General features: G+C 71.9%; 9 protein-coding genes. 6 read left to right on the top strand and 3 right to left on the bottom strand.

The genetic code is table 11. The features are described from left to right. The coding region (locus NBZ85_RS19815; protein ID WP_261562385.1) for an AMP-binding protein at nucleotides 1-513 on the bottom strand (513 nt) is incomplete at its 3' end. 743 nt (nucleotides 514-1,256) lie between these two features. Between NBZ85_RS19815 and NBZ85_RS19810 the strand changes: the two genes are divergently transcribed. After that, nucleotides 1,257-2,477 carry an ABC transporter substrate-binding protein gene (locus NBZ85_RS19810; protein WP_261558361.1) on the top strand — a complete coding sequence of 407 codons (1,221 nt, stop codon included), beginning with the start codon at nucleotides 1,257-1,259 and terminating at the stop codon, nucleotides 2,475-2,477. A 70-nt stretch (nucleotides 2,478-2,547) separates the two neighbouring features. Here NBZ85_RS19810 and NBZ85_RS19805 read toward each other — a convergent pair whose 3' ends face one another. Together NBZ85_RS19805 and NBZ85_RS19800 are read right to left on the bottom strand one after the other, a co-directional pair. After that, nucleotides 2,548-3,966, bottom strand: a complete 1,419-nt coding sequence (locus NBZ85_RS19805; protein WP_261558359.1) for an FAD-dependent oxidoreductase — start codon at nucleotides 3,964-3,966, stop codon at nucleotides 2,548-2,550. Nucleotides 3,967-4,137: 171 nt separating this feature from the next. After that, nucleotides 4,138-4,587 carry a nuclear transport factor 2 family protein gene (locus NBZ85_RS19800; RefSeq protein ID WP_261558357.1) on the bottom strand — a complete coding sequence of 150 codons (450 nt, stop codon included), beginning with the start codon at nucleotides 4,585-4,587 and terminating at the stop codon, nucleotides 4,138-4,140. Nucleotides 4,588-4,793: 206 nt separating this feature from the next. Between NBZ85_RS19800 and NBZ85_RS19795 the strand changes: the two genes are divergently transcribed. The 5 genes from NBZ85_RS19795 to NBZ85_RS19775 form a co-directional block, all read left to right on the top strand. Continuing rightward, nucleotides 4,794-5,261 carry a helix-turn-helix transcriptional regulator gene (locus NBZ85_RS19795; RefSeq protein ID WP_261558355.1) on the top strand — a complete coding sequence of 156 codons (468 nt, stop codon included), beginning with the start codon at nucleotides 4,794-4,796 and terminating at the stop codon, nucleotides 5,259-5,261. Nucleotides 5,262-5,266: 5 nt separating this feature from the next. Further along, nucleotides 5,267-5,677, top strand: coding sequence for a VOC family protein (locus tag NBZ85_RS19790; RefSeq protein ID WP_261558353.1), 411 nt, complete (start codon nucleotides 5,267-5,269; stop codon nucleotides 5,675-5,677). A gap of 40 nt (nucleotides 5,678-5,717) precedes the next feature. Further along, complete coding sequence (locus tag NBZ85_RS19785) at nucleotides 5,718-8,189, top strand: ATP-binding cassette domain-containing protein (protein ID WP_261558350.1); 2,472 nt, start codon at nucleotides 5,718-5,720, stop codon at nucleotides 8,187-8,189. A gap of 131 nt (nucleotides 8,190-8,320) precedes the next feature. Then, nucleotides 8,321-9,943 (top strand): flavin-containing monooxygenase, encoded by a 1,623-nt coding sequence (locus tag NBZ85_RS19780; protein WP_261558348.1) that lies wholly within the window; start codon nucleotides 8,321-8,323, stop codon nucleotides 9,941-9,943. A gap of 229 nt (nucleotides 9,944-10,172) precedes the next feature. Beyond that, the coding region (locus tag NBZ85_RS19775; protein ID WP_261562384.1) for a CaiB/BaiF CoA transferase family protein at nucleotides 10,173-11,228 on the top strand (1,056 nt) is incomplete at its 3' end.

Below are 11,228 nucleotides of genomic sequence, written 5' to 3'. Positions count from 1 at the left end.
CCCGAGCGGCAGCGGGAAGTCGGCGAACCAGTCCGTGTCCACCGGCGGGCCGGTCAGCCGCGCCGTCGCCGGGTCCGGCGGCAGGTAGGGATCGCAGACCATCGTGCGCAGGCCGCGCCGGGCCGCGATGGTCTCGGCCATCGGCCGGTAGTCGAAGCCGCGGAACACCGCCGGGACGATCAGCAGGGTCGTGCCGAGCTGCTCGACGATGAAGTCGACCTCGGCCTCGCGCAGCAGGGGAATGATCGGGTTCTGCACCGCGCCCAGGCGGCTGAGCGCGCTCATCAGCACGGCGCTCTCGATGGTGGTCGGTAGCTGCCAGCTCACCTGGGTGCCGGCGCCGACCCCCGTCGCGGCCAAGCCGGCGGCGACCCGCAGAGCCAGCTCGCGAAACTCGCCGAAACTGATCCGACGGTCGTGGTTGTCCACCAGCATCGGTAGGTCGGGCGTTGCCGCGGCCCGCCCTTCCACCAGCTCCCACCACTGCCGCAACGACGCGTCAGCAGAGCTCATCGACATGGCCTCCCACCCGTCCGGACCCCTCGCGGCGCAGTACGCGAGACGCCGCGCCACCGCAGCATCTGACATTGTGTCTACAGCAATCGGAAAGATCAGGAAAGTTTCTGAGCCGTCCCGGCACCGGTCGACACCCCCGTGGCCACCGGCCCGGCAGGCACCTTCGTCACTCTCACCCCAGAAATCACTCTCAGTGATCGCCGGCTGGCGGCAGCCGCAGGCGCGAAGGACCGAAACGGGGCATATCTCCGATATCCAGTCGATTGCCGTTCCGCGGCGAAGATTCGCCTGCCGCCTTCACACCGAACCCGCCGGAGACCGGGGCGCGCCACGCCACGGCACCCGGCCGAGGAAACGGCTCACGCTACCCGCCGCACCGTTTAGCGCACCGCGAAATGCGAAACGCCGTCGCCAGAAGGCGGCAAATTATACGCACACATTCCCGGCCTCGCGCCGCCTTCCGGCATGGCGGCGGACTACCCGGTCCGACCTGCCGCGCGGCCGGGTGCGCCCCCAGCCGCGGCGCACCCGCACCCCCTCCCAGGTGTGACATTGACGTCAGAACGGGTAAGCGGGAAGATTCGGCTCCCGCGGGCGAAGTGGCGGGGATTCCTGACCTCTACGTGAACTGTCGACCGCCATCGCGCCCGCATTGACGAATCATCACGGCGATCGACCGATCGCACTCCGACCTCGCGTCGGCGCCGCCGGTCGAGCACAGTTGACAAGGGGATACACCGATGGCATCGAGGCGACGACGGACACTGTCCGGCTGTATCGCAGCATTCGCCGCTTTATTACTCACCGTGTCGGCCTGTGGGGGCAGCAGCGACGGCGGGGCGAAGGCCGACGCCCCGCCCGCCGCCACCACACCGGCACCCACCGGAACACCGTTGAAGATCGGTAACGTCGGCCTGTACAGCGGCGCCTTCGGCCCGCAGAACTCGCGCGGGCGCGACGCCCTCATCGCCTGGTCGAAGTGGGTCAACGCGCACGGCGGCCTCGCCGGCCACCCCGTCGAGGTGATCAGCCGGGACGACCAGGGCGACCCGACGAAGTCGATCGCAGCCGTCCGCCAGCTCGTCGAGCAGGACAAGGTCCTCGCCCTCGTCGGCAACTTCGCCGGCGCCACCGACGGCTCCTGGCGCAGCTACGTCGAGCAGCACAACATCCCCGTCATCGGCGGGATCACCACGACCGCCCAGTACGGCAAGTCGCCGATGTTCTTCGCCGCGACGTCGAACTCGGTGGAATACCTCACCGGCGAGGTGAATGCCGTGAAGCTCGCCGGCGCGCCCAAGTTCGGCACGATCGTCTGCGCCGAGCAGGCCGCCTGCGCGGAGGCCAACGGCCTGATCTCCGGCATCTCCGCCCGCCTCGGGATCGCCTCGGCGGGTGTGCAGACCGCGTCGGCCTCGGCGCCGAACTACACCTCGCAGTGCCTGTCGCTGCGCAGCGCGGGCGTGAAGGCCGTCATCACGAACGTTCCCGCGCAGGTCACCGCGCGGCTCATCAAGGACTGCTCAACGCAGCGCTACCAGCCGACGTACATCTTCTCCGGCGGCGTGTTCCAGCCGAACCTCATCCAGCCGGCCAGCGAGGGCGCGTGGCTGACCTCCGGGGCCCCGCTGTGGTTCGGCGACAAGCCCTACCTGGCCGACTTCACCGCCGCGCTGAAGCAGTACACCAGGAACGACCCGGACGGCTTCGCCAGCCGCGGCTGGCAGGCGGGGCTGTTCTTCGCCGCGGCGGCGAAGAACGTCTCGGCGACGCCCACCAGCGCCGAGATCCTCGACGGGCTGTACGCGCTGAACGGCCAGTCCCTCGGTGCGTGGTCGCCCCCGCTGAAGTTCACGAAGGGCCAGCCCAACGAGGTCGGCGCCTGCAACTGGTACGCCAAGGTCGTCGGCGGCAAGCTGACGACCCCCAAGGGGGACACGCCCGTCTGCGTGGAGAACTGATCCGGGCGGCGATCCGCCGCTGACCGGTCGGATCCGGGCCCGCCGCCGCACGGCGGGCCCGGATCCGGCATCAGACGGTCAGGGTGCGGTTGAGGGCGGTGTCGACGAGCGCGCCGAGCGTGGTCAGCTTCACCCGCGGCCGGCCCGCCGGCTCCCCGGACGCCCGCTCGGCCGCGTCGATGAGCCGCCAGCCGGCCTCCGTCACCAGGTCGGGCTGGCGCTCGCGCAGCCAGGACTCGGCCTCGCCCACCGGGTCGACGCCGCCGGCCCCCGGGTGGTGCGCCAGCCGGCCCTCGGCCACATCGGCCAGCAGCGTGGCGACCGTCTCCACGGCGCACTTGCGGTTCGTCCCGATGATCCCGGTCGGACCGCGCTTGATCCAGCCGGCGACGTACTCGCGGTCCGCCCCGGCGACCCGCCCGGCGTCGTTGGGGATGATCCCGCGGCGCTCGTCGAACGGCAGGCCCACCAGCGGCAGGCCCTTGTAGCCCACCGCCCGCACGACCAGGTCGGCCTCGACCACCTCCCGCTCGCCGGTGTCGACGGCGCTGACCCAGCCCTCGGCGTCCACCTCCAGCCGGTTGCGGGCGAACACCACCTCGGCCACCCTGCCCTCCCCGCGGATCTCGACCGGGGAACGCAGGAAGCGCAGCGCCATCCGCCGCCGCCCCGCCGACGCCGGCCCCGCCGCGCTCTGGCTCGCCGCGGCGTAGCCGCGCAGGATCGCGAGGTTGCGCAGGATCAGCCGCGACAGCTTCTCCTCGCCGGGCTGCGCCTCGACCTCCGCGGGGTCGACGTCCACCGCCGACCCGGTGAACTCCGGCAGCTCCCGCAGTTCCGCGGTCGTGAACGCCGCCTGCGCCGGCCCGCGCCGGCCCACCACCACGACCTCCTCCAGCGTGCTGGCGCGCAGGACGTCGAGGGCGTGGTCGGCGATGTCGGTCGCGGCCAGCCGCTCGACCGGGGAGCACAGGATCCGCGCCACGTCGAGCGCGACGTTGCCCGCCCCGATCACCACCGCACGCCGGCCGGACAGGTCGGGCGCCCGGTCTGCGAAGTCGGGATGGCCGTTGTACCAGCCCACCACGTCCACCGCGGGCACGCTGCCGGGCAGGTCCTCGCCGGGGATTCCCAGCCGCCGCTCGCCCTGCGCCCCCACCGTGTACACCACCACGTCGTAGCGCGCGACCAGCTCCTCGCGGGAGACGTGCCGACCCACCTCGACGTTGCCGAAGAAGCGGAAGCGCTCGTCGGCCGCGGTCACCGCGTACACCGACGCCACCGCCTTGATCTTCGGATGGTCGGGCGCCACCCCGGCCCGCACCAGCCCCCACGGCGTGGCCAGCCGCTCGTAGAGGTCCACCCGGACCGGGACGCCACTCTGTTCCAGCAGCGCGCCCGCGGTGTAGAAGCCGGCCGGACCGGAACCGATCACGGCGACGGTCAGTGGTGCGGCGGTCGACGGGGTGTTCACGGCATCATCGGCCATAAGGCGACTCCTTCGGACGAACGGTTACCCGGCCAGACCCCTACCGGGCGACCGCACGGACACACCCTCGACCGGCCGGCGCGTGCCACCGGAGAGGATCACAGCCACGATCCTCCGATGACACCGGCCGATGGGTCGACCGATCGGTTCGCCGGAGTCGGCGCGTCGCGGTCAGGCCCCCGGCCCGCGCAGCGCGACGGGCGCCAGTGGCGAGTTCGCGGCGAAGCCCTCGACCGTCACCCGGCGACGGGCGAACCGCCACGTACCGTCGACCTCGACGACCTCGTCGCGGTAGGTGCCCCAGTGGTCCAGCCCGCGGATGCCGATGTACTGGAAGCAGGCGTAGGTGGCGGCGCCGCCCTCCGCGTGGGGGTCGACGTAGATCGAGCTGAGATGGTGGCGGCCCGGGAGGATGTCGACCCCGCGGAAGCTCTCCCCCGCGCTGCGGAAGTAGGCCTCGATCGCGTCCCGGCCGACGTTGGTGTCGTCGTTGATCCGGAACACCGCGTCGGGGAGGAAGAGGTCCACCAGCGGCCCGAGCCGGCCGGAGTCGGCGAAGTACTGGTAGGACGCAAGGAGGTGGGCGGCGCCTACGCGGGTCCGCAGCTCTGCGTTGTCCATGGAATCTCCGATCGGGACTGGCGGGGGGCACAGACACGGGTCAGGCCCGGGCGGCCGGCGAGGTCCGTTCGACCGCTGAGACGCTGCTCATGGTGCCAACAGAGCACCAGCTACGTCTACCTGTATGTGCTTATTGATGACGCGGTGGCCGCCGGCGGGGCGTGTGCGCCTGGGCCGAGCGGGCGTGGCGTGGCACGATTTCGCAGGTGACCAGCAGAACCGCCACGGCACAGCAGCTGCGTGACCTTGCGCGGCTGCACCATCTTGCGCGGCTGCGCCGTGTTCGCGACCGGATCGACCGGGAGTACGCCCGTCCGCTGAACGTCGAGGCGCTCGCCCGCGGCGTGCACATGTCGGCCGGGCACCTCAGCCGCGAGTTCCGACTTGCCTATGGAGAGTCGCCGTACGGCTACCTGATGACGCGCCGCGTCGAGCGGGCGATGGCGCTGCTGCGCCGCGGCGACCTCAGCGTCACCGAGGTCTGCTTCGCGGTCGGCTGCTCGTCGCTGGGCACCTTCAGCAGCCGTTTCACCGAGCTGGTCGGGGTGGCACCGAGCGTGTACCGGCGTGAGTCGGGGCGTACCGCGGCGGGGATGCCCTCCTGCGTGGCGAAACAGGTCACCAGACCGGTCAGGAATCGAGAAGCACAGCTCACCGGGCCGCGCCTAGCCTGATCACCATGGATCTCACCATTCACACGACCTTCCTCCCGCACACCGACGCGGACGCCTCGCTGGCCTTCTACCGCGACGCCCTCGACTTCGAGGTCCGCAACGACGTCGGCTACGGCGGAAGGCGCTGGATCACGGTCGGCCCCGCCAAGCAGCCCGACATGTGCATCGTCCTGGAGCCGCCGGCCGCCGACCCCGGCATCACCGACGACGAGCGCCGCACCATCGTCGAGATGATGGCGAAGGGTAGTTACGCCCGCGTCACCCTGGCCACCGCCGACCTCGACGGCACCTTCACCCGGCTGCAGGCCAGCGGCGCCGAGGTCGTCCAGGAACCGACCGTGCAGCCGTTCGGGGTTCGCGACTGCGCCCTGCGCGACCCCGCCGGCAACCTGATCCGCATCAACGAGGTCCGCTGAGCGACCCGCGGACCCCCGCCGTAGCGAACCGGAGGCTTTGATGGTCACCACGACGGACCCACGGTCGCCGGCATCGGCGCCGGCATCGGCGCCGATGCTGCACGTTGCCGACAGCCACGAGCTGATCCGTGTGCAGGGTGCGCGGGAGAACAATCTCAAGGACGTCAGCGTCGAGCTCCCGAAGCGCCGGCTGACGGTGTTCACCGGCGTCTCCGGTTCGGGGAAGAGCTCGCTGGTGTTCGGCACGATCGCCGCGGAGTCGCAGCGGATGATCAATGAGACGTACAGCGCCTTCGTGCAGGGCTTCCTGCCGACGCTGGCGCGCCCCGAGGTCGACGTGCTCGAGGGGCTGACGACCGCGATCATCGTCGACCAGCGGCGAATGGGCGGCGACGCCCGGTCCACGGTCGGCACCGTCACCGACGCGGGCGCGATGCTGCGCATCCTGTTCAGCCGGCTCGGGCGGCCGCACATCGGCCCGCCGGGCGCGTACTCCTTCAACGTTCCCTCGGTCCGGGCGAGCGGTGCGATCACCGTCGAACGCGGTGCCGCCAGGGCGGTGAAGAAGACCTTCACCCGCACCGGTGGCATGTGTCCGCGCTGCGAGGGCCGGGGCGCGGTCACCGACTTCGACCTGACGCAGTTGTACGACGACAGCAGGTCCATCAACGCCGGCGCGCTCCTCGTCCCCGGCTACAGCGTCGACGGCTGGTACGGGCGCATCTTCGGCGGCTGCGGCTTCTTCGACCCGGACAAGCCGATCCGCCGGTTCACCAAGCGGGAGCTGCAGGACCTGCTGCACAAGGAGCCGACCAAGATCAAGGTTGACAACGTCAACCTGACCTACGAGGGCCTGATCCCGAAGATCCAGAAGTCGTTCCTGGCCAAGGACGTCGACGCGCTGCAGCCGCACGTCCGCGCGTTCGTGGAGCGGGCGGTGATCTTCACGACCTGCCCCGACTGCGGCGGCAGCCGGCTCGGCGAGGCCGCCCGATCATCGAAGATCTCCGGGATCAGCATCGCCGACGCCTGCGCGATGCAGATCAGCGACCTCGCCGGGTGGGTGCGCGCGCTGGCCGAGCCGTCGGTGGCGCCGCTGCTCGCAAAGCTGCACCACACCCTCGACTCGTTCGTGGAGATCGGGCTGGGCTACCTCGCGCTCGACCGGCCGTCGGGCACGCTGTCGGGCGGCGAGGCGCAGCGCGTCACGATGATCCGCCACCTCGGGTCCTCGCTCACCGACGTCACCTACGTCTTCGACGAGCCCACCATCGGCCTGCACCCCCACGACATCGCGCGGATGAACGACCTGCTGCTGCGGCTGCGGGACAAGGGCAACACGGTGCTCGTCGTGGAACACACCCCGGAGACGATCGCGATCGCCGACCACGTCGTCGACCTCGGCCCCGGCGCCGGAACGGCGGGCGGCACCGTCTGCTTCGAGGGCACCGTCGCCGGGCTGCGGGCCAGCGGCACCCTCACCGGCCGCCATCTCGACGACCGCGCCGCCCTCAAGGCGACGGTGCGCACGCCCACCGGCCGGCTGGAGATCCGCGGTGCGACGGCGCACAACCTGCGCGACGTCGACGTCGACATCCCGCTCGGAGTGCTGGTCGTCGTCACCGGCGTCGCCGGCTCCGGCAAGAGCTCGCTCGTGCACGGCTCGCTGCCGCCCCTGTTCGGCCCGGCCGGCGCGGGCGCGGGGCCCCGGTCCACGCGGGGCGGCGACGGCGAGGCGGTCGCCGGGGCGCTGGTGTCGATCGACCAGACCGCGATCCGCGGCTCGCGACGGAGCAACCCGGCGACGTACACCGGCCTGCTCGATCCGATCCGCACGGCGTTCGCGAAGGCCAACGGGGTGAAGCCGGCGCTGTTCAGCGCCAACTCCGAGGGTGCCTGCCCCACCTGCAACGGCGCCGGCGTCATCTACACCGACCTGGCGATGATGGCCGGCGTCGCCACCACCTGCGAGCAGTGCGAGGGCAAGCGGTTCGAGGCCTCGGTGCTGGACCACCACCTCGGCGGCCGCGACATCAGCGAGGTACTCGCGATGTCGGTGACCGAGGCCGCGGAGTTCTTCGGCGCCGGCGAGGCGCGCACGCCGGCCGCGCACGCCGTCCTCGGCCGGCTCGCCGACGTCGGGCTCGGCTACCTCGCCCTCGGCCAGCCGCTGACCACCCTGTCCGGCGGCGAGCGGCAGCGACTCAAGCTGGCCACCCACCTGGCCGCCAAGGGCGGCGTCTACGTCCTCGACGAGCCGACCGCCGGCCTGCACCTCGCCGACGTCGAACGCCTGCTCGGCCTGCTCGACCGGCTCGTCGACGCCGGCAGGTCGGTCATCGTCGTCGAGCACCACCAGGCGGTCATGGCCCACGCCGACTGGATCATCGACCTCGGCCCCGGCGCCGGCCACGACGGCGGCCGGATCGTCTTCGAGGGCACCCCCGCCGACCTCGTCGCCGCCCGCTCCACCCGCACCGGCGAGCACCTCGCGACCTACGTCGGCACCTGACCCATGAACAGGACGTCAGATGCTCCGTAGTCGACCACAACCGGAAGCCGCCCATCCCGGCCCTTTTCCCGGCGGCCGACGCGGGTGGAGAATGTTGACGCGAACGTCAGATTCCGGCTAGCGTGCGCCCCATGCCCATCGGCGACCTCGAGGATCTCGACGTCCTGATCGTCGGCGCCGGCTTCGCCGGCATGTACGCGGTGCACCGCCTGCGCGGGCAGGGGCTGCGGGTGCGGGCCTACGACGGGGCCGACGACGTCGGCGGCACGTGGTACTGGAACCGCTACCCGGGGGCCCGCTGCGACATCGAGAGCCTGGAGTACTCCTACTCCTTCTCCGAGGAGCTCCAGCAGGACTGGGAGTGGAGCCGGCGCTTCCCCGAACAGCCGGAGATGCTCGCCTACGCCCGGCACGTGGCCGACCGGTTCGACCTGCGCCGCGACATCGTGTTCGCCACCCGGATCACATCGGTGACGTTCGACGAGGGCGACGGGCGCTGGCTGGTCACCACCGACCGCGGCCAGCGGGTGCGCGCCCGGTTCTGCGTCATGGCGACCGGCTGCCTGTCCGTGCCGAACGTCCCCGACCTCCCGGGGGCCGACCGCTTCACCGGGCGCGTCCTGCACACCGCGACCTGGCCGGCCGAACAGGTCGACCTGGCCGGCCAGCGGGTGGGGGTCGTCGGCACCGGCGCCTCGGGCATCCAGTGCATCCCGCTCATCGCCCAGGTCGCGGGCCACCTGACGGTGTTCCAGCGCAGCGCGAACTTCAGCGTCCAGGGGCTGAACGTGCCGCTGGACCCGGAGGTGGCCCACGAGCGCAAGGCGCACTACGGCGAGTACCGCGAACGGGCCCGGCGGTCGTTCGGCGGGATGCTGCTGCGCCAGAACCGCGTCCACGCCCTCACCGCCTCGGCGCAGGAACGCGACCGGGAGTTCTCGGCGCGCTGGGGGCTGGGCGGCTTCGAGTACATGGCCGCCTTCGACGACCTCATCTTCGACCCCGCGGCCAACGACCTCGCCGCCGACTACGTCCGTGACAAGATCCGCCAGATCGTGCGCGATCCCGAGGTCGCCGCGACGCTGACGCCGACGGACCACCCGATCGGCACCAAGCGGATCTGCGTCGACAACGACTACTACGACACGTTCAACCGCGACAACGTCACCCTCGTCGACGTCCGCCGCGACCCGATCACCGAGATCACCGAGACCGGGGTGCGGGCCGGCGGGCGGGTGCACGAGCTGGACACCCTCGTCTACGCGACCGGTTTCCACGCGATGACCGGGGCGCTGCTGGCGATGAACATCCGCGGCCGCGGCGGGCGCCGGCTCGCCGACCACTGGGCGCACGGGCCGCGCACCTACCTGGGGCTGGGGATGAGCGGGTTCCCGAACCTGTTCGTCGTGGCGGGCCCCGGGAGCCCCTCGGTGATCTCCAACGCGTTCGTCTCCCTGGAGCAGCACGTCGACTGGATCGGCGACTGCCTGGCCTACCTCGACGCCCACCGCCTGACCACGATCGAGGCGGACCCCGCCGCCGAGGACGACTGGGTGGCCGACGTCAACGCCGCCGCCGCGCGCACGCTCTACCCGCAGGCGAACTCCTGGTACCTGGGCGCGAACATCCCGGGCCGGCCGCGGGTGTTCATGCCCTACGTCGGCGGGGTCGGCCGCTACCACAAGCGCTGCGCCGCCGTCGCCGCCGACGGCTATCCCGGATTCACGCTCAGCGCCCAGCGCGGCCGCTCCTGAGTCCCTTTCCGGCCGGTACCGGCTGCGCCCTGGTGGCCGACGGCGTTGCCAGAACCACGTCCCATTGAAGATCATAAAATGCTCACGACAGGGCACTGATGCTATAAACAGAGTGTCAGAAGAGCTCTGCTGAGCCGCTCTGAGACACTGACCTGCCCGGCAAAAACCGGGGCGACGGAACCACCTGGCGCCAGGCGCGCACGGGCGGGAACCAGGAGGAGGGACGGCGTTGCCCGAACCGACGAGCGCCGCGGGCCCACTCGCCGGCATCCGGGTCGTCGAGCTCGCCGGGATCGGCCCCGGCCCGCACGCGGCGATGATGCTCGCCGACCTGGGCGCGGACGTGGTCCGGGTGGCCCGGCCGGGTTCCGTGCCGAAGCCGGGCGTGCCGGCCGAGCCGGTGCAGCGCGGGCGCCGCCTCGTCGAGGCCGACCTGGGCGATCCCGCGGCCCGCGACGGCGTGCTGGACCTGATCGCCGGCGCCGACGTGCTGATCGAGGGCTTCCGCCCCGGCGTCACCGAACGCCTCGGCCTCGGCCCGGACGACTGCGCGGCCCGCAACCCGCGGCTGGTCTACGGGCGGATGACCGGCTGGGGCCAGCAGGGACCGTTGGCGGACCGGGTCGGCCACGACATCAACTACCTGTCGATCACCGGCGTGCTCAACGCGATCGGGCGCGCCGGCGAGGCGCCGGTACCGCCGCTGAACCTGGTCGGCGACTTCGGCGGCGGCTCCACCTACCTGGTGGTGGGCATCCTCGCCGCGCTGGTCGAGCGGGAGCGCTCCGGGCGGGGCCAGGTCATCGACGCGGCCATCGTCGACGGCGCGAGCCTGCTCGCGCACATGGTCTGGGGGCTGCGCGGGCGCGGGCGCTGGAACGACGAGCGCGGCTCCAACCGCCTCGACACCGGCGCGCCGTTCTACGACGTCTACGAGACCGCCGACGGCGGCTACATGGCCGTCGGCGCGCTCGAACCCCGCTTCTACGCCACGTTCGTCACCGGCCTCGGCCTCGACCCGGCCGCGCTGCCCGGCCAGGACGACCGGGCTCGCTGGCCGGAGCTGCGCGAGGCGTTCGCCAAGGCCTTCGCCGGACGCACCCGCGACGAGTGGGCGGCCGTGTTCGACCCCCTCGACGCCTGCGTCACCCCGGTGCTGGACTTCGACGAGGCCACCGCGCACCCGCACATGGCCGCCCGGGAGATCCTGATCGACGTGGCCGGCGTCGCGCAGCCCGCCCCCGCGCCGCGGTTCTCGCGTAGCGTCCCCGCCGCGCCGCGGGTC

The organism is Frankia tisae (assembly GCF_025403405.1).
In the GTDB taxonomy this organism is placed as follows: Bacteria; Actinomycetota; Actinomycetes; order Frankiales; family Frankiaceae; genus Frankia; species Frankia tisai.
Note: the sequence above shows the minus strand (reverse complement) of the source record. Positions and strands in the feature narration are given on the sequence as shown.